Source organism: Nocardioides jishulii, from assembly GCF_006007965.1.
Lineage (GTDB): Bacteria > Actinomycetota > Actinomycetes > Propionibacteriales > Nocardioidaceae > Nocardioides > Nocardioides jishulii.
Genome location: NZ_CP040748.1, coordinates 258,019 through 276,470 on the forward strand (window position 1 = coordinate 258,019; position 18,452 = coordinate 276,470).

Below are 18,452 nucleotides of genomic sequence, written 5' to 3' on the forward strand. Positions count from 1 at the left end.
CACCCGCACGGCAGAATCGTCGGGTGAAGGTACGCGCCCCCGAACTCACCGGCCGAGGCTGGCTCAACACCGACCGTGACCTGACGATCGGCGAACTGCGAGGTCGTTTCGTCCTGCTCGACTTCTGGACCTTCTGCTGCATCAACTGCCTGCACGTCATCGACGAGCTGCGCCCGGTCGAGGCGAGGTGGGCCGATGAGCTGGTGGTGATCGGCGTCCACTCACCCAAGTTCGTCCACGAGGCCGACCCGGACGCGCTCGCCGCCGCCGTCGAGCGCTACGGCGTGCACCACCCCGTGCTCGACGACCCCGAGCTCACCACCTGGTCGGCCTACACCGCGCGGGCCTGGCCCACGCTGGTGCTGATCGACCCGGAGGGCTACGTCGTCGCGCAGTACGCCGGTGAGGGGCACGCGCACGCCATCGACGCGCTGCTGGCCGACCTCGTCCCGCAGCACCGCGAGCGCGGCACGCTCCAGCCGGGCGACTCGCCCTACGTCGCCCCCGAGGTGCCCCCGAGCGACCTGCGCTTCCCCGCCTCGGTGGTGGAGCTCTTCGACGACCGGCTGGTGGTGGCCGACGCCGGTCACGACGAGGTGGTCGTGCTCGACGCCGCCACCCACGAGGTGCTGCAGCGCGTCGAGGGGTTCTCCGAGCCCAACGGCGTGGCGGTCGTCCCCGAGGAGCTGCGCGAGCGCCTGGGCTACGACCTGGTCGTCGCCGACACCGCCAACCACCGGATCGCCTCGGTCCACCTCGCCTCCGGAGAGGTGCTCACGCTGGCCGGCGACGGCGAGCAGTGGATGGCCGGCGACGGCACTGCCCGGCTCTCGAGCCCGTGGGACGTCGTCTTCTGGCGCGACAAGGTGTGGATCGCGATGGCCGGCATCCACACGGTGTGGACCTTCGACCCGCTGACCAGTGCGGTAGAGGCGGTCGCCGGCACCACCAACGAGGGCCTGCTCGACGGTCCGGTGGCGCAGGCGTGGTTCGCCCAGCCGTCACGGTTGGCGGTCGACGTCGAACGCGACCGGCTCTGGGTGGCCGACTCCGAGACCTCTGCCCTGCGCTGGATCGGCGAGGAGCAGGGCGCCCTCGTGGTGCGGACAGCGGTCGGCACCGGCCTCTTCGACTTCGGCTTCCGCGACGGCCCGGCCGACCAGGCGCTGCTCCAGCACCCCCTCGGTGTGGCCGTGCTGCCCGACGGCTCGGTCGCGGTGGCCGACACCTACAACGGCGCCGTACGCCGCTACTCGCCCACCACGGGCGAGGTCACGACCGTGGCCACCGGGCTGTCGGAGCCGAGCTCGCTGCTGCTCACCGACGACGGCCAGGCGCTCGACGTGGTCGAGTCGACCGCCCACCGGGTCACCCGCGTCCCGCTCGGCGGTGTCGTCGAGGTCGACGCGTTCGCGCACCGGACCCAGCGCCCGGTCACCGACGTCGGCGCCGAGGTCGAGCTCGTCGTCGACTTCACCCCGCCGCCCGGCCAGAAGGTGGACGACCGCTTCGGCCCGCCGTCGCAGCTCCTGGTCTCCTCGACGCCGGAGGCGCTGCTGCGCGAGGGCGGTGGCCGTGGCACCGACCTGACCCGCCGACTCGTCCTCGACCCGCAGGTGGGGGAGGGCGTGCTCCACGTCGCGGCGCGCGCCGCCTCGTGTGACGCAGACGGTGGCGAGGGGGCGGCCTGCCGGATGCACCAACAGGACTGGGGCGTGCCGGTGCAGGTGGTCGCGGGGGCCGACGGCGTACTGCGGCTGCCGTTGGGTGGCACGGCCTGAGACGTCGCGGTCCAGACCTGCCGTGAGGGCCAGTGTTTCGTGCTCCACGGCAGGGGGCACCACTCCCGGCAGAGCGCGCGGCACGGGCCGCGCCACACCCGGGAGGAAAACCAATGGGACTCGGACTCGGAATCGTGCTGATCGTCCTCGGACTGATCTTCGGCCTCGGGGTCGTGAACATCCCCGGACTCGACCAGTACGTCGCCACGGAGACGCTGGGCTGGATCCTCGTCGCGGCCGGTGTGCTGTCGATCGTCCTCGGCCTCGTCATGAACAAGCAGCGCGGCGAGACCCGCCACGTCGAGGAGCGCCACGTCGACAGCCGTCGCGACGTCGTCTGAGAAGTCGTACGCTCGAAGGCATGCCCTCACCGAAGCGCATCGACGTCGACGACTTCTACGCACAGCTCCCGGAGATCGCCCGTCCACACCTGGGCCAGCTCCGGGAGCTGTGTCGCGCTTCCCTGCCTGACGCCGAGGAGGTTCTGCACTGGAACCAGCCCGCGTTCGTGCAGGACGGCACCCGCCTGGTCGCGCTCCAGGCCTTCGGCAAGCACTGCTCGCTGCGCTTCCCGACGCGCTTGTTCGCCGAGCACCGCTCCCGCGTGGAGGGTGTGGGCTACGAGGCCGGGGAGGGCTTCGTGAAGCTGCCGTACGACCGTGGCCTCCCCGTCGACGTGCTGCGCTCGCTCGTGGAGGCGCGCCGGCAGGAGTACGCCGCCACCGGCGCCGGCTGGTGAGTCCCTCACGGCAGTGAGCAGGCGCTGCCCGGGCTCTATGCTCCTCGGGCTGAGTTCACGACGCTGAGCTCATGTCGACAGGAGAAGACGATGACGTACACGTCATGGGGCGAGCTGCAGGATGTCTACAACGAGACGCTGGACGCGCAGGGCGAGGTGTCGATCGGCTCCGTGACGTTCGCGCCGTCGGAGGTCCTGAAGCAGATGAACCCTCTGGCCTACCGGGTGGGGCTCCACGACTTCGCCGAGGCCCGGGGCATCGACACCGACGCCTTCGACGACTGGTTCATGTCGTGAACGAAGGGCCGCACCCGGTGGGTGCGGCCCTTCGTCGCGTTGCCTCAGGTCAGGCGCTCATCACCCGGGCGTGCAGCGCCTGGACCGCGTACCGCGCGGACCAGAACGCACCGTGCTGCCAGGCCGAGATCTCCGACATCCAGTCGCCGGCGAAGTAGACGTTGCCCTGACCTTCCTGCAGCTTCTTGAAGAGTGGGGACGTGGTCTTGGGATAGGCCCACGCGCCCTCGACGTAGGGCACCTTGTGCCACGCGATGGAGAAGGAGGAGTCCAGCTCGGTGCGGTACTTGGGTCCGAAGATCTTCTCTCCCTGCGCGACGGCGCGCGCCTCGCGCTGCCGCGGGGAGAGATCGGCGTACGTACGCGCGTTGGCCCCGGTGTTGTAGTAGCCGATCATGAGCCCCTTGCGCCCGCCGTAGCCGTACGACGGGTGCCACACGTGGGCAAGATCCATGTCGGTCTCGGTGATGCCGCCGTAGATGCGGTGGTCGTCCTCCCACCAGCGCGACTTGTACTGGAGCCCGATCTTGCCGGCGGGCGAACCCGTCGCGAACTCGCCCAGCGCCGCGTCGATCTCGGTGCCCCAGTTGGTGTCCCACGTGCGCATCAGGCCGGCGGGGGCCGAGACGACCGCGAAGTCTGCCTCGATCTGCCGCTCCGGGCCGCGCTTCGGCTTGTAGGTGACCTTGACGCCTCGCGAGGTGTTCTTCACCGCCGTGACCGGCGAGTTGAGCAGCACGTTCTGCTGTCCGATGGCCCTGACGAAGTAGCTGTACGTGGTGTCCATGCCCCCGACGGGCTGGAACATCAGCATGGCCTGTTCCCAGTTGTTCTCGAACGCGAAGTACTGCCCCACCTTGCTGGCGAGCACCTCCGACGCGGTGCCGGGGCCGGGCAGCGGCGTGCCGTGCTCGTTCCAGGCCGTCGGGTACTCCGAGAAGCCGCGGTTGTTGCCGCCCGCGTAGGTGCCGTCGGACTTCAGCGCGCCGAACGAGCGCAGGAAGGCGCGCAGGTTCTCCTTGTCCTCCGCGGTCAGCTTCGCGTCGAGGGCGCCCTGGTCGGTCGCGTAGTTCAGCAGCTCGGAGGTGTAGCCGAAGACGTCCGCCTTCGCCGTGCGGTAGCGGATGGGGTTGCCCGGGGTGGCGCCGCTCTTCTCGTTGTAGAGGTAGGCGTCGGCGTTGGCGTTGGTGAAGACCTCGTACGGCACCCCGAGCTCGCGCATGTAGTCCATCGTCACCATCCACTGGGCGATGCGTCCTGCGCCGGCGTTCATGTAGACGTCGCGGTCGAAGCGCGCCGTCTGCTTGATGCCGTCGATGTCGGTCTCGGAGTCCCCGTCGCGGATGGTCAGGGTGCGGCCACCCACGCGGTGGCGGGCCTCGAGGACCGTGACGCGGTAGCCGGCCTTCTTGAGCTCGTACGCCGTGGCGAGGCCCGCGGGGCCGCCACCGACGACGACCACCTTCTTGGACGACCGCCCCGACAGGGCGAAGTCGCTGCGTCCGGGGGGATTCCATGACTTGCTCGGGGGCTGGGCCGCGGCCGTGGGGGCGAGGCCCACCGCTCCCATCGCCGCGAACATGACTCCCGCGCTGGAGCCGGCACCGACCGCCTGGAGGAGGCTGCGCCGCGAGACGCCCGACAAGACTTCTTCTTCGACCATGGGAGGTCCTCTCGTCACACGGGCCCGACGCCGGCCGTGCTCCCGGAACCCGTACCGGAGGCCAGCGTCAGCGCCCGGCATGAACGTAGGGAGACGACGTCACGGCGGTGGGTCTCGCGGGTTTCCGACGGGTCACAAAAGTGCGGTGGGCCGACCGCAGGAGGGCGCGTTCTTCTCCTCTATATGCGTCAGAGGTCAGCCGCGTCCCAGAGCGCGTCAGGAGCTGAAACAAACGTTCGTTGCAGACGTCCAGATGACATCGCCGCGTTACGCGGGTGTGACCTGGCCTCCCTAGCGTCCACCCATGGCCGACCCCTCGGCCATGCCCTCGCGAGTCGAGGGCCGCACTGTTCTCGGAGGCATGGATGAAGACTGCAAGCAAGATGGCCACCGCCGTCGTCGCCACGGTGGCGCTGGCCGTGCCCAGCACCGTCTGGGCGCACGACCGGCTGTTCCGCCCAGACCCGAAGGAAGCCTTCTCGTTCATCACGGGTGACACCGCGAGCATCGCCGATGGAGTGGCCTTCGGGAAGGACGTGGCCTGGTACAAGTCCTCCGGGCTGGGGCCCTCGGCGATGAACACCGCGGGCGCCACGGCTGAGCAGCGCTACATCCCCACCGACGTCTTCCCCGGCGGCGTCCTGCCGCCCGGCGTGACGATCACCGAGGCGCAGGGCATCAACGTCCTCATGCGCATCGGCGAGAACCTGGCCAAGGCGGGACTCTCGTACGACGACGTGGTCTCGATGCGGGTCTTCCTGCAGAACCCCGAGGGCGAGGAGAAGATGGACTTCGCCGGCTGGAACCGTGCCTACCGCCAGTACTTCGCCAACACGAACCTCAAGACGGGCGACACGATGCAGGTGCCCCTGGGCAACGTGACGGGCCCTCCCCGCGTCGTGAACCCCGCGCGTCCCTCCCGGTTTGCCCTGGAGATCGAGAACCTGCCCGTCAACGGGTGGCTCGTCGAGGTCGAGGTCGACGCGGTCTACCCGGAGAAGTCGAAGCACAAGCCGAAGAAGAAGTAGCGCGACAGGGTCGATCCGCGCCGTTGGGTCTCTCGCGCAGCCCGGCACAAGAACGCGGTGACTTCAGGTCACCTGGTGACCTCAAGTCACCGCGTTCTTGTCCGCGCTCGCCACCGCCGACGCCCGCCCGCGGCTGTCAGGGCACGGCTACTGAGCTGAGCAACGCCTCCCGCAGCCGCTGCGGAGTAGCGACTGCGCGCCGTCGAGGCGTTGAGCCCCAGCAGCTCGGCCGCCTCGGTGACGGTGAAGCCGTCCCAGTGGATCAGCATCACGAGCTCGCGGTGGGCGGCGTGCAGCCGCAGCACGGCGTCGCGTACGGCGGTGGCCTCCGTGTGGTCCTCGACCGCCGGCGCGATGTGGGCCCGGAGACGATCACTCAGGGCGTTGGGCGTCCGGTGGGCACGCTGGCCGCGTCCACGCGGGCGCTGAGGTCGATCCCCACGATCTTGCCGAGGGCGCTGGTCTCGAGCTCGTCACCAGCCAGTCGCCGCTACTGCTCAACTGGAGGCATGGCCGGCCCTCCGTCCTCCGTCCCCCGGGAGTCGGCAATGGCTCGTCGGGTGCCGATCGCGGCGTAGCCGTAGGTTGCTCAGGAAGGCGGATCGCCACGTCGGGCGCCGGCTCCTGCTCGGCCATCAAGTTCGCACGCGACAGCGGCGCGCCGCTGGCCTGCTTCCCGTCTGCGAGTACCGGTGTCACCGAGAACTCCATCTCGCACGCGCTGCCAGGCTCTGCTGCCCACGGCACCCAGGACGGTGTCGGCAACAGTCCGCTGGGAGGGGATATGGGGAGCTCGACAGGGTGGAGAGGTGTCACGTGCTGGCCCTAGCGATCGCACGAAGACTGCGGCAAATCCTCTCCGCTCCCTGTCTGAGACTGGGCACTGCATGGAATCGCTCGACTGAAGTTGCTCATCGCCCCCGGTCGGACATGAAGAAGATCTCGGTCGGCGACACGATGCGAAGGGAGCCTGCAGGAACTGCCTTTGCCAGGTAGACGCTTCCACCTGCCTGAAACACGGGTTCGCAGAACGCCTCTGGCTCGAGAGCTAGAAGAATGACAGGTCCATGGCGCTGCGCAGTCCTAATCGCGAGGTGTGGGTCGCTTGAAAGGTGAACCCACTGACGTCCCATGCTCTTGAGTCCCGCCCCGCTAGTGAAAATGCTACTGAGGTTGCGGGACGAGGTTCCGTGGTACAACGTTGGTCTGCTACTGGCCTCTTGGTACGAGATCTCAACAGGGCGCGTGTGACCGTAACGAGCGCGGATCTTCTTTCCCCGCAATTCGAACCTGGGCTCGTCAATTGCCGCAGCAACGGTCCAAATCTCGCTGCTGTCGGTGCGTAGTCCGCTGGCATATAGGGAGTCTGAAACGGCGGCTATGTAGGCCCAGCCTCCACGATCAAGAGTCACGGATGAACCGTGTCTGAGTTCGTAAGCCATTGCCCGAGAAAGGTGCCTCCGCCGGGCATCGCTAATATTCTTTAGGCCGTCATCTTCGTTTATGGCGGTACCGCGGCGCACAGACCACGTATGTAAAAGGTGGGAAGCCATGTCTCGTATGGCTCGTTCTTTGGAATCCCGCGAAAGCCACTCGAGCAGTCCCTCGCCGTGCGAGCGTAATGCTTGGTCGCTACTTGGGGCAGTGAGCAGGCCTACTGCCCGTGAGAGGGTGGCAGCTTCCCACGCGCGCACAAGGCTTCCGTGGTCGACTGCTACTCCGCGTCTGCCCAATTCGTGCCTGTATTGATGAACGAGATGAAGGCGAGTCTTCCAGCCATGTTCATCAATTGGTAAGAGCGGTCTATCGTCAAGCAACTGCGCCAACTCTAGGCCGACGGGTCGCCAGCCACAGGCTTCAAAGTCTACGGCCACCACCGAGTTGTCGGCGCCGACGATCCAGTTGAGCGGATGAGCGTCTCGTCGCGGCAGCAATAGCGGGTCGGGTCCGAAGGTTTTCCACCATTCTTCAAAGACTTCCCCTGCATTGCCAACCTGCAAGCCATTCTTCAACCATCGACCAAAGTCCTTCTTCCATAAGTCTCGCCGCACTGAAACCGGATTAGATCTTTGCGAAAGTAGTTCTGAGGCGTGGATAATAGCAAGATATTGCACGACGGCGTTGAGGATGCTTGAGCGAGTTCCGAGAGGTTGATCCCGCATTGCTTCAACAAGGATCTCGCCTTTGTGGAACCGCCTAGCTACCAGAATCTCACAACCCTTCGCACGCAAGGAGTCGTCCGCCGGAAGCTGACTCTTCGCCAATGTGGTGGGGACTGAGAACCTTGATTCGAGACCGAGCTGTTTCAAATGCCGTTCGAGTCTTGAGACTCGTTCGGTCTCGCGGTCCGCCAGATCATTGAGTGTAGGTTTGAAGATGAACGTCTCTGAAATAATTCCAGACGGATCTTCGGCAAGATAAACTCCGCTGCGCCCACCCAGATGTTTGCGATCTACCTCTCTGCTTTCAAGGGCGCGCTGCGCCGCCAATTCATAGAGGCCGGCGAGGTTCCCCACTGAAGCGTGCCGCAAGGCTTCCGCAGCGCCGCTGTCCCAACCCTTCTTGCGAAGTTCATAAATAATGGGCTTTGGTAGATCTGAACCCAGCGCCTCAAGTTCGCGCGCGAGCACCAACAAAGGCGTTGGCCACGCTTGGTCGAAGTTTGCAAGTCTTAGAATATCTTCGATCGCGGCTAGAAGATGGGACCGGAGCGAGGTCGAGCGAAACAGTTGGAATCTGTCGACCGCGTTTTGGAGGCGACTCTCGGGATCGGTTAGCGGGCCCTGGTCACTCGTCCCTTCGCGAATCTGGACGGCATCTTTCAAGTGGCCTACCTTTTCGGAACTCCATGCACGCCCAACGAGCCGAGCTGCTATTTCGCTTTTCGTGGAAGCGGAAATACGACGAATTAGGGCCGAGGAACGCAAGCGTGGCGATAGAGAGTCCAACTGGTGGTCAATGGCCTCCAACAGCTCCTTGGTTGCCACGCGATCTTGACGCGCCCATTCCTGGGTTTGAGAGCCGACCCCAAACGGCGTCCGAAACCCACGCACCTTTAGGGCATTTGATGGCGGCAGGGACAAGAAGGCTCGGATTGTGGCGACACGGGCTGCAATCACGGGGTCAGAAACGGCTTTTAGGTTTTCGCACTGAGCTGCAGATCGCGCACGAAACTGTTGGCGTCCTGCCTCAGTTTGTGCCGCCTGTGACAACCGCAGCCATGCTTCCGCAATGTGGGAGGACAGCGCTGCAGTGTCGTGTGCGTCCGATCGGCTCTGCAAACCGACTAGTTCTCGCAACGAATCCGGGTCTCCAGATGCGTCATGAACTCTCAATAAGGCTTCAGCAAGATAGTTGTAGGCATCTGCGTTTTGATTTCCGCCGTCCAGTGAGGCCCGAATTCGTTCCACCATCTCGACGGCTTGAGCGGCAGAGAATGCGCCGTGCCGTGATTGCAGCACCAGTGCGACGCCCAAACGCCCTTGGAACTGGCGCAACTGGCGATGGCGAATCAGGTGTCGATTCTCAATTACTGAGCGCATGTATAGCTCGGACACTCGAAGCCCTCGGAGGAATGTCAAGGGCTCTTGCCAGTTCACGCTTTTTGCCCGGCTGTAGAGGGCAAGTGCGATGGCTTCGCGAAGGCGTAGAAGGCGTTTGTCTAAACCCTTGCGTCGGTCTAGCGTCTCAGCAATTTGTGAGGGGTGCGAACTAATCCAGTGTTCAAGGAGGAGGAGTTCTAGAATCTCCCAGTACGTACGCCGTGTTGCGCTATCCATCAGGCGAGGGAAGGCGCGGATTGCAAACCGGTCATCGGTTAGATAGGCCAACCATTCTGTCCCGTAACGGGTGGAGAAGGCCTCGAGATATGCAGAGTCCACAGGCTCGCCTAGCAGGCTTAAGAGGTGCGTCGCCTGTGGGCAAAGATGCTGAACGTGACGACCGGTGGCTGCGGCTACCGTCTGATGAGTCCCCATGGGCTCAGGCTATTGGACCGGCAGCGTTAAGGGTTCGAACACACGTAGACAGGATCCAAGGCGATGTCCTGTAGCCACCGCGTACGAACGCAGAAGGGCCGCACCCACCGGGTGCGGCCCTTCGTTGCGTTGCGTCAGATCAGAACGCAGCCTCGTCGATCTCCATGATCGAGTTGTCGGTCGCCTGGGCGATCGCGAGCTCGGAGGAGATCTTGGGGAGGTTCTGCGTGGCGAACCAGGACGCCGCGGCGACCTTGCCCTCGTAGAACGCCTTGTCCTTGGCGGAGACGTCGCCGCCCAGCTTGGCCAGCGCGACCTCGGCACCCTTGAGCAGGAGCCAGCCGCAGATGACGTCGCCGAGCACCATCAGCACGCGGGTGGTGTTGAGGCCGACCTTGTAGATGTTCTTGATGTCCTCCTGGGCGGACATCAGGTCGTTGATCATGTGACCGACCAGCGTGTTGGCGTCCTCGAGGGCCTTGGCCAGCAGGCCACGCTCGACCTTGAGGCGCTCGTCGGCGTCGGCGGCGCCGATGAAGGCCTCGATCTCCTTGGCCAGGTGGCCCAGGGCGGCGCCCTGGTTCTTCACGATCTTGCGGAAGAAGAAGTCCTGGCCCTGGATCGCGGTGGTGCCCTCGTACAGGGTGTCGATCTTGGCGTCGCGGACGTACTGCTCGAGCGGGTACTCCTGCAGGAAGCCGGAGCCGCCGAAGGTCTGCAGCGACTCGGTGCCGAGCAGGACCCACGAACGCTCGGAGCCGTAGCCCTTGACGATCGGGAGCAGCAGGTCGTTGACGGCGACGGCCATCCGGGCCTCGTCGGAGTCGGAGCGACCCTCGTGCTCGGCCAGGTAGACCTGGTCCTGCCAGCTGGCGGTGTAGAGCACCAGCGAACGCATGGCCTCGGCGAACGCCTTCTGGGTCATCAGCGAGCGACGCACGTCGGGGTGGTGCGTGATGGTGACGCGCGGGGCGGTCTTGTCGGCCGACTGGGTGAGGTCGGCGCCCTGGACGCGGGACTTGGCGTACTCGAGAGCGTTCAGGTAGCCGGTCGACAGCGTCGCGATGGCCTTGGTGCCGACCATCATGCGGGCGTTCTCGATGACGTCGAACATCTGCGCGATGCCGTTGTGCACCTCGCCGACGAGCCAGCCCTTGGCGGGCTCGCCGCCACCGACCTGCGGGTCGCCGAAGGTGACCTCGCACGTGTTGGAGACCTTGATGCCCATCTTGTGCTCGACGTTGGTCACGTAGATGCCGTTGCGCTCACCCGTGAGCTCGCCGGTCTCGTGGTCGAAGTGCCACTCGGGCATCCAGAAGAGCGAGAGGCCCTTGGTGCCGGGGCCGCCAGCGCCCTCGACGCCCTCGGGGCGGGCGAGGACCAGGTGCATGACGTTCTCGGTCATGTCGTTGGTGGCGGAGGTGATGAAGCGCTTCACGCCGGTGACGTTCCACGAGCCGTCCTCGTTGGGGGTGGCCTTCGTGCGGCCGGCGCCGACGTCGGAACCCGCGTCGGGCTCGGTGAGCACCATGGTGCAGCCCCACTGGCGCTCGACCATGATCTCGGCGATGCGCTTGTCGCGCTCGACGCCGTTGGCGTTGTTCCAGATGACACCGGCGAACGGGGCGCCGGCGGCGTACATCCACACGGGGGCGTTGGCGCCGAGCACCATCTCGCCCAGGGCCCACACGATGGACGGCGGGGCGGGGGTGCCGCCGAGCTCCTCACGGATCTGCAGGCGCCAGAACTCAGCGTCCATCCAGGCCTGGTAGGACTTCTTGAACGTGTCGCTGATGGGGGCAGCGTGGGTCTTCGGGTCGAAGACCGGCGGGTTGCGGTCGCTGTCCTCGTAGGAGGCGGCGAGGTCCTCGCGCGAGAGGCGCTCGACCTCCGCCAGCACCTCACGAGCGGTCTCGCCGTCGACCTCGGCGAAGGGTCCCTGGCCAAGGATCTCGTCGCGGCCGAGCACCTCGAAGAGGTTGAACTCGATGTCGCGCAGGTTGCTCTTGTAGTGGCTCACTGCCCCACCTGTTCCTATCCGTTCTCGAACCACGCCTCGGTTGGGGCGGGGTCTGTCGTCCACGTGAGATGAAGGATGCTCCCGCGGTGATCCCTGCGGTGCTACCAGTCAGTAACTTAGATTGTGCCCTGAGATCCGTGCTCGCGCAACACGCAACCCGGTGATCCGGACAACTCTGATCCCCGCCGTCCCGCCCGCTTGACGTGGCAAACCCTCCAATGTTTATTATTTCGGGTTAGTTAGGCAAGACGGATTTCGCGATACGGATGGGCTCATGCGGCAACTGATCGTCCTCGGACTGGTGGGCTTCCTCGCCCAGCTCATCGACGGGTCCCTGGGCATGGCCTACGGGGTCACCTCCTCGACGCTGCTGCTCGCAGCCGGAGTCGCCCCGGCGGCGGCGTCGGCCGCGGTCCACTTCTCCGAGATCGGCACCTCGCTGGTCTCCGGCTTCAGCCACCACAAGCTCGGCAACGTCGACTGGCGCACGGTCGGGATCCTGGCCGGCCCCGGCTTCGTCGGCGCCTTCCTCGGCGCCACCCTGCTGGTGAACCTCGACGGCGAGATGGCCAAGCCGATCGTGGCCTGCATCCTGCTTGCCCTGGGCTTCTACGTGGTGTGGCGCTTCCTGGTGCTGGGCGGACGCCGGCCCACCTTCAAGGGGCGCCCCTCCGCGGGCTTCCTCGCCCCGATGGGTCTCTTCGGTGGCGCGCTCGACTCGATCGGCGGCGGTGGCTGGGGTCCGGTCGGCACCACCACGCTGCTCTCCTCTGGGCGGCTCGAGCCGCGCAAGGTGATCGGCTCGATCGACACCTCCGAGTTCGTCGTCGCCGTCGGCGGGTCCCTGGGCTTCCTCGCGGGACTGGGGGCGGCCAACATCGAGTGGGGCTACGCCATCGCGCTCCTGGTGGGCGGCATCTTCGCCGCCCCGATCGCCGCGATGCTGGTGCGCCACCTCCCGGCCCGCATCCTGGGTGTGGCCGCGGGCGGGCTGATCATCGTCACCAACAGCCGGACGTTGGCGCTCTCGTTCGACGCCGCGTCCAGCACGGTGTGGACCCTGATGGCCGTCCTCTTCGTGGTCTGGATGGCCGCGCTGGCAGTCGCCATCCGCAACGAGCGCCTCTCGCGGCGCAACGCGGGCTCGTCGCCCGAGGAGGCGCCGGACGACGACGTACGCCTCCAGGCTGCAGGCTGATCTGACACACTGACCCCATGCGCGTCTCCGCCAAGTCTGACTACGCCCTCCGTGCCCTCATCGAGATGGCCGGGAGCACCGACGGTCGTCCCGTCAGTGCAGAAGAGCTCGGACGTCGCCAGGAGATCCCGCACGGCTTCCTCCAGGCGATCCTCGCCGACCTGCGCAAGGCGGGCGTCGTCGTCTCCCAGCGCGGCCAGTCCGGCGGCTGGCGGCTGGGCCGTGACGCCAGCGAGGTCTCGGTGGCCGACGTGATCCGCGCCGTCGACGGCCCGCTGGTCTCCGTCTACGGCCTGCGCCCCGAGTCCGTGCAGTACAACGACTCCGCCGAGGTCCTCCAGCACGTCTGGATCGCCGCGCGCCACTCACTGCGCGACGTCTTCGAGCAGGTCTCGATCGCCCAGCTCGCCTCCGCCAAGCTCCCGGAGGCGGTCACCTCGCGCACTGCCGACGAGGACGCCTGGCAGCCGCACTGATTCTTCAGTCAGCCTTCGGCCGGGTCGTGAGCCAGGTCAGCAGCGGGCGCAGGGTCTCCCAGTCCGTGCGTACGCGCTCGACCAGGTCTGGCCCGAGCGCGTCGGCCTCGAAGCCGTAGGGGCGACCGACGAAGAGCTGCTTGTGCCGCAGCAGCTCGATCCGCGGGTGGTCGACGGTATAGCCACGAGGCGCGGTCTTGACGCGGTCGCCGCCGATCTCCCAGCCCTCCTTCTCGTAGCGCTTCACCAGCCGCGTGAGTGCCTTGCCCGACTTCTCGTCATCGATCGCCGCGCGCACCGCCGCCAGTCGCGGGCCCGTGGCCTCGTAGAAGCCGGCGCCGACCCGCGTACCGCGCGGGGAGAGCTCGAAGTACCAGCCCGTGCGCGGCGCCACCGCCACGAACATGCCCTGGTGGGTCTTGTACGGCGTCTTGTCGGCGCGGAAGCGCACGTCGCGGTAGGGCCGGAAGATCTTCGCCGCGCCGAACTGGGGCTCCAGCGCGGCGGCGAGCGCCTCGAAGGGGCGGCGTACGGCGTCGAGGTAGACGTGCTTGTTGGCCTCCCAGAAGGCCTTCGAGTTGTCCATCTCGAGGTCGTCGTAGAAATCGAGCGCTGCGGTGGGGAAGCCGTTGAACTGCACGCGATCACCCTAGGCGGGCATGCAACCAAACGCGTGCCTCGTGAGTCGTATCCCTGACAGGCTGCTGGCAGGAGGGCGCAATGGGCGAGGCACCGGGCGCGACGGACGAGGTGGTGGCGCGCCTCTTCGAGGCTGCCTATCGACGCCTCGTCCTGCAGCTGCTCGGCGTCTGCGGTGACCTGACCGAGGCCGAGGAGGTCGTCCAGGAGGCGTTCGTACGGGCGGTGGCCCGCGGCCGACGCTTCCAGGAGCTCGACAACCCCGAGGCGTGGCTGCGCACGGTCGCCGTCAACCAGGCCCGCAGCCGACAAAGGCGTCGGAAGCTGGGCGAGGCGCTCCACCTGGCCCGGGGGCGCGAGTCCCGTCCTGTCAGCGACCTGTCGGACGCCAGCACTGACCGCGTGGTGCTGCTGGCGGCGATGCAGCAGCTACCCACCACCCAGCGCGAGGCGATCGCCCTGCACCACCTGGCGGACCTGCCGGTTGCCGAGGTCGCACAGACGCTCGGGGTGCCGGTCGGCACGGTCAAGGCGCGGCTCAGCCGCGGGCGTACGGCGCTGGCAACGCTTCTCGGGGACGACGCTCCGGCACCCGTTGGCTCCGAACTCCTGGGAGGTGAGGCATGAACCGTCTCGACGACCTGCTCCGTGGCGAGCGGGAGCGCGCCCACCGGCTCCGGTTGGAGCCGCCGGCGTTCGGGGAGATTCGAGCCCGGGGCGTACGCCGTCGTGCCCGCCGCCGCGCCGCAGCGGTCGGCAGCGTCGCGGCGTTGGCTGCCGTGGTCGTGCTCGGCGGTCAGGCGGTGCTGGACGGCCCGTCGGCACGCGAGCCGCTGCCCCCGGCGACCTCCCCGGCGCCTGACCCGACGGCGCCGTCGCGGCCCACCCCGGTGCCGCCTAGCGGGACGGAGCGGGACGCCCCGAGCCCCGACCCGACGCTGCTGACCTTGGCCGTCGCGCCCGAGGACGAGGACGTACGCGCCAGCCTCTGGTGGCGTTGCGCCAAGCGTTGCCAGGGCGGAAAGTTCGAGCTGCTGCTCACCCGCGACGGATTCGCGACGTCGGTCTCGGTCCCGGTGCCGGACGCCGAGGAATCGACGATCACGCCGCTGGGCGGCGACGCCTTCCACATGACCGCCGACGACGGCTCCTTCATCGCCCGCACGGACGGCACGACCACGGCGGTACGGCCAGACGGCGACCCCGGTCCGCTCGCGGAGGGCGAGGTGCTGGTGCGTTCCGCGACCTGGGGCGGCCGTCCCATCGGTCTCGACCCCGACACGGGTCGGGCCCACCTCCTCGCGACTCCCGACGTGGATGTCGACCTGCAGATCCAGCCGGACGGCACCATGGTCGGGTGGACGTGGTCCCGGGAGGGCAGGGCCTCGGTGGTCTGGTCGGTGGATTCTGGCCGGAGCTGGCAGGAGAAGACTCTCCCCACCATCGGTGGACGGGACCACGTCACGGTGCTGCCGTCAGCCAGGCCCGGAACGCTCGCCGTGGTGGAGTCCGCGGACATGGGTGAGGACCCTGCCGGCGCCCTCAAGCCGCGGCTGACTCGTGTGCACCGCTCGACGGACGGTGGCAGGACGTGGCAGACCATCGAGGTCGAGGGTGCGCCTCGAGCGCTCGTCCGCAAGGGCGGGATCACGGCTGACGGGCGACTCGTGGTCGACGTGGAGGAGTGGGCCGACGGCGCGGGGCCAGAGCGTGAGGCCGGCATCCACGCCACCACCGAGGTGGACTGGTCACGGTTCACCCTCATGCGGGCCAGGCCCACGGACGTCTCCCAGGACGTCCACGTCGAGGCGACGGCACGTGGCCTGGTGGTGACGGCGATCCATGACGGCGTGGGCGTCGTGGACGTGTCGCGTGACGCGGGCCAGACGTGGCGTCGCCTCACCGCGCGCTGACGTACGTACGTGAAAGAAGCGGGAGGGTTGGGGCCACCAGGTGACCCGAACCCTCCCGCTTCGGTTGGAGCGGACGACGAGACTCGAACTCGCGACATCGACCTTGGGAAGGTCGCGCTCTACCAACTGAGCTACGTCCGCAACACCGGGCTGGGCCCGGCTGCTCGGAATGTTAGCCGATGCGCTCCAAGGCGGGGTGCTTGGGCGAGACGGAGTCGCCCGAGGAGCGCCCGGTCAGTCGACGGTGGATCCACGGACCGAGGAACTCCCGGGTCCAGCGGGCGTTCTCGGCCAGGGCCTCCTTGCGAGTCAGCACGGGCGCCGGGGGGACGTCGTCGCGCACCAGGTCGTGGGGCAGGCCGAGGGCGTCGAGCACCTGGATCGCCATGTAGTGGTGGCCGTGGGAGTTGAGGTGCATCCGGTCGGGGTCCAGGTGGGTGACCAGGTCGACGTCGCGCATGCGCCACTGGTCGACCAGGGTCACGTCGCGGGCGTCGGCGATCTCGCGCACCCACTCGTTGAAGAGCGCCATCCGGCCGCGCATCGCGGAGTAGATGCCGTAGGACCCCGGGTCGAAGAGCGTGAACATGACGACCTTCGCGCCGCTGGCGGCCAGTCGCTCGATCGCGGCGTCGTAGCGCTGGGCCAGGTGGTCGATGTCGACCTTCGGGCGCAGCACGTCGTTGCCGCCACCGTGGATGGTGATCAGGTCAGGCCTCAGCGCGAGCGCCGGCTCGACCTGCTCGTCGATGATCTGCGGGAGCTTGCGACCGCGGATCGCGAGGTTCGCGTACCGGAACTCCGGGTCGGCTGCGGCGAGCGCCTCGGCCACGCGATCGGCCCAGCCGCGCAGGCCGTTGGGGCGGGTGGGGTCGTTGTCGCCGACGCCCTCGGTGAAGGAGTCGCCCAGGGCGACGTACCGCTTGAAGCTCATGGGCCCCATTCTCGGGTGTCGGTGCAAACCAGCGGCGGGCAGGTCGCGCGGGTAGGGTTCGACCGTGCTGCTCTCAGACCGCGACATCAAGGTGGAGCTCGACGCCCACCGCATCGGCATCTCCCCCTGGGACCCCGAGATGCTCCAGCCGTCGAGCATCGACATCCGCCTCGACCGGTTCTTCCGCGTCTTCGAGAACCACCGTTACCCGCACATCGACCCGGCCGCCGACCAGTCCGACCTCACCCGGATGGTCGAGCCGGAGGGCGACGAGCCGTTCATCCTGCACCCCGGCGAGTTCGTCCTGGGGTCGACGTACGAGGTGTGCTCGCTGCCCGACGACATCGCTGCGCGCGTCGAGGGCAAGTCGTCGCTGGGCCGTCTCGGCCTGCTGACCCACGCCACTGCGGGGTTCGTCGACCCCGGATTCTCGGGTCACGTCACGCTCGAGCTGGCCAACGTCGCCACGCTGCCGATCAAGCTCTACCCCGGCATGAAGATCGGTCAGCTCTGCTTCTTCCGGCTCTCCTCGCCGGCCGAGCACCCCTACGGCTCGCAGAAGTACGGCTCGCGCTACCAGGGCCAGCGCGGTCCGACGCCGTCGCGCTCGTACGCGAACTTCCACCGTACGCAGATCGGCTGAGCGCCTCCCGCTCACGCTTCCTCGCTGCAGATGCTCACCACTGCGCCCCGGCGCAGAGGCCTTGCCCTTCCCCCTGGTACTCAGGTTAGGCTCACCTAACCCGAGCGTGCGGCGGCGTCGACGCCTGCCGCGAGAGCGAGATGTGATGAGCGTGACGACCGAGGAGACGGGCAGCCGGGAGGCGCGGGCCCAGGAGGTCAACGCTGACAAGGCCGGTGCCGACCAGCTGCGCATGGTGCTGACCGAGGTGACCGTCAGCTCCGTCGAACGACTCTCGCCCAGCTTCATCCGCCTCGAGCTCGCCAGCGAGGGGCTCGCCGACATCGGCCAGCCCGTCGACGGCGACCCGTGGTGGGACCAGCGCTTCAAGCTCGTCGTGCCGCACGAGGACGGCGGACTCTCCGACGTCTCGCAGGCCGACGACAGCTGGGTGTCGACCTGGCTGGACCGTCCGGTGGAGGAGCGCGGCCACATGCGCACCTACACCGTGCGTGAGGTTCGCGGCCGTGGCGCCGCGACGACCGTCGTCGTGGACATCGTCGTGCACCCCGGAGTGGGCGGGCCCGGTGCCGACTTCGCCACCGGCGCCCGTGTGGGTGACCGTGCGGTGGCCCTGCTGCCGCGTCGCGGTGTCCCCTTCGGCGGTATCGAGTTCGTGCCGCCGGCCGGGGCCGAGCTGTTGCTCGTCGGCGACGAGACGGCCGTGCCCGCCATCTGCTCGATCCTGGAGAACCTCCCCGACGACGCGCGCGGCGCCGCCTTCCTCGAGGTGCCCTACGCCCGCGACGTGCTGCCCAGCCCGGCGCCCGCCGGCGTCGAGGTGCGGTGGCTGGCTCGCGAGGGGCGCCCGCACGGCGAGGCGCTCACCGAGGCCGTGACCGCGTACGTCGGTGGCTCCGGCACCCCTCTCGACGAGCCGTCGGAGGTGGACGAGGGGCTCTGGGAGACCCCGACCTGGTCGTCGTCGGGCGAGGAGGTCGAGCCGGTCGCCGAGGCTGTCCGGACCTACGCGTGGATCGCGGGGGAGGCCGGCACGGTGACCAGCCTGCGCCGCTACCTCGTCAAGGAGCAGGGCTGGGACCGCAGCCAGGTGGCCTTCATGGGCTACTGGCGTCGCGGTGTCGCCATGAAGTCCTGACGCCGG

17 protein-coding genes and 1 tRNA gene are annotated in these 18,452 nt (G+C 67.7%); 11 read left to right on the forward strand and 7 right to left on the reverse strand.

Annotated features, from left to right (window positions below; translation table 11 throughout):
- Window positions 1-23 precede the first annotated feature (23 nt).
- The 4 genes from FCL41_RS01135 (at window position 24) to FCL41_RS01150 (ending at window position 2,817) form a co-directional block, all read left to right on the forward strand.
- Window positions 24-1,781, forward strand: coding sequence for an NHL domain-containing thioredoxin family protein (locus FCL41_RS01135; RefSeq protein ID WP_137064361.1), 1,758 nt, complete (start codon window positions 24-26; stop codon window positions 1,779-1,781).
- A gap of 113 nt (window positions 1,782-1,894) precedes the next feature.
- Window positions 1,895-2,122 (forward strand): DUF6458 family protein, encoded by a 228-nt coding sequence (locus tag FCL41_RS01140; protein ID WP_137064360.1) that lies wholly within the window; start codon window positions 1,895-1,897, stop codon window positions 2,120-2,122.
- A gap of 20 nt (window positions 2,123-2,142) precedes the next feature.
- Window positions 2,143-2,520 carry an iron chaperone gene (locus tag FCL41_RS01145; protein ID WP_137064359.1) on the forward strand — a complete coding sequence of 126 codons (378 nt, stop codon included), beginning with the start codon at window positions 2,143-2,145 and terminating at the stop codon, window positions 2,518-2,520.
- Between the two features lie 90 nt (window positions 2,521-2,610).
- The gene (locus FCL41_RS01150; RefSeq protein ID WP_137064358.1) at window positions 2,611-2,817 is read left to right on the forward strand and encodes a hypothetical protein; all 207 of its coding nucleotides are present in this window, start codon (window positions 2,611-2,613) and stop codon (window positions 2,815-2,817) included.
- 49 nt (window positions 2,818-2,866) lie between these two features.
- Here the strand turns inward: FCL41_RS01150 and FCL41_RS01155 are convergent, their stop codons facing one another.
- Entirely contained in the window at window positions 2,867-4,480 is a 1,614-nt protein-coding gene (locus FCL41_RS01155; RefSeq protein WP_137064357.1) for a flavin monoamine oxidase family protein, read from the reverse strand.
- A 365-nt stretch (window positions 4,481-4,845) separates the two neighbouring features.
- Here FCL41_RS01155 and FCL41_RS01160 point away from each other — a divergent pair, with 365 nt between their 5' ends.
- On the forward strand, window positions 4,846-5,508 hold the full coding sequence (locus tag FCL41_RS01160; protein ID WP_137064356.1) for a Rid family hydrolase: 663 nt from the start codon (window positions 4,846-4,848) through the stop codon (window positions 5,506-5,508).
- A gap of 86 nt (window positions 5,509-5,594) precedes the next feature.
- Here the strand turns inward: FCL41_RS01160 and FCL41_RS17335 are convergent, their stop codons facing one another.
- The 3 genes from FCL41_RS17335 to FCL41_RS01175 form a co-directional block, all read right to left on the reverse strand.
- The gene (locus FCL41_RS17335; RefSeq protein ID WP_137064355.1) at window positions 5,595-5,888 is read right to left on the reverse strand and encodes a sigma factor-like helix-turn-helix DNA-binding protein; all 294 of its coding nucleotides are present in this window, start codon (window positions 5,886-5,888) and stop codon (window positions 5,595-5,597) included.
- Between the two features lie 531 nt (window positions 5,889-6,419).
- Window positions 6,420-9,389 carry an RNA 2'-phosphotransferase gene (locus FCL41_RS01170; protein WP_170970137.1) on the reverse strand — a complete coding sequence of 990 codons (2,970 nt, stop codon included), beginning with the start codon at window positions 9,387-9,389 and terminating at the stop codon, window positions 6,420-6,422.
- 235 nt (window positions 9,390-9,624) lie between these two features.
- Window positions 9,625-11,505 carry an acyl-CoA dehydrogenase gene (locus tag FCL41_RS01175; protein WP_137064353.1) on the reverse strand — a complete coding sequence of 627 codons (1,881 nt, stop codon included), beginning with the start codon at window positions 11,503-11,505 and terminating at the stop codon, window positions 9,625-9,627.
- Window positions 11,506-11,779: 274 nt separating this feature from the next.
- On the opposite strand from FCL41_RS01175, the gene FCL41_RS01180 reads away from it, so the two are divergent.
- Both FCL41_RS01180 and FCL41_RS01185 read left to right on the forward strand, forming a co-directional pair.
- A complete protein-coding gene (locus FCL41_RS01180) occupies window positions 11,780-12,703 on the forward strand; it encodes a sulfite exporter TauE/SafE family protein (protein WP_137064352.1) in 924 nt (307 codons plus the stop codon).
- Window positions 12,704-12,720: 17 nt separating this feature from the next.
- Window positions 12,721-13,179: an RrF2 family transcriptional regulator gene (locus tag FCL41_RS01185; protein WP_137064351.1), complete on the forward strand. Its 459-nt coding sequence runs from the start codon at window positions 12,721-12,723 to the stop codon at window positions 13,177-13,179.
- A 4-nt stretch (window positions 13,180-13,183) separates the two neighbouring features.
- Here the strand turns inward: FCL41_RS01185 and FCL41_RS01190 are convergent, their stop codons facing one another.
- Window positions 13,184-13,819 carry a DUF2461 domain-containing protein gene (locus tag FCL41_RS01190; protein WP_137064350.1) on the reverse strand — a complete coding sequence of 212 codons (636 nt, stop codon included), beginning with the start codon at window positions 13,817-13,819 and terminating at the stop codon, window positions 13,184-13,186.
- 80 nt (window positions 13,820-13,899) lie between these two features.
- On the opposite strand from FCL41_RS01190, the gene FCL41_RS01195 reads away from it, so the two are divergent.
- Both FCL41_RS01195 and FCL41_RS01200 read left to right on the forward strand, forming a co-directional pair.
- Entirely contained in the window at window positions 13,900-14,445 is a 546-nt protein-coding gene (locus tag FCL41_RS01195) for a SigE family RNA polymerase sigma factor (RefSeq protein WP_137064349.1), read from the forward strand.
- Window positions 14,442-15,731 (forward strand): sialidase/neuraminidase family protein, encoded by a 1,290-nt coding sequence (locus FCL41_RS01200; RefSeq protein WP_137064348.1) that lies wholly within the window; start codon window positions 14,442-14,444, stop codon window positions 15,729-15,731. The genes FCL41_RS01195 and FCL41_RS01200 overlap by 4 nt, the downstream gene beginning before the upstream one ends.
- Before the next feature lie 65 nt (window positions 15,732-15,796).
- Here FCL41_RS01200 and FCL41_RS01205 read toward each other — a convergent pair.
- A tRNA-Gly gene (locus FCL41_RS01205) sits at window positions 15,797-15,872 on the reverse strand.
- Between the two features lie 31 nt (window positions 15,873-15,903).
- Complete coding sequence (locus tag FCL41_RS01210) at window positions 15,904-16,665, reverse strand: SGNH/GDSL hydrolase family protein (protein WP_137064347.1); 762 nt, start codon at window positions 16,663-16,665, stop codon at window positions 15,904-15,906.
- A gap of 64 nt (window positions 16,666-16,729) precedes the next feature.
- On the opposite strand from FCL41_RS01210, the gene dcd reads away from it, so the two are divergent.
- Both dcd and FCL41_RS01220 read left to right on the forward strand, forming a co-directional pair.
- The gene (dcd, locus tag FCL41_RS01215; protein ID WP_137064346.1) at window positions 16,730-17,308 is read left to right on the forward strand and encodes a dCTP deaminase; all 579 of its coding nucleotides are present in this window, start codon (window positions 16,730-16,732) and stop codon (window positions 17,306-17,308) included.
- 145 nt (window positions 17,309-17,453) lie between these two features.
- On the forward strand, window positions 17,454-18,446 hold the full coding sequence (locus FCL41_RS01220) for a siderophore-interacting protein (RefSeq protein ID WP_239021717.1): 993 nt from the start codon (window positions 17,454-17,456) through the stop codon (window positions 18,444-18,446).
- Window positions 18,447-18,452 lie beyond the last annotated feature (6 nt).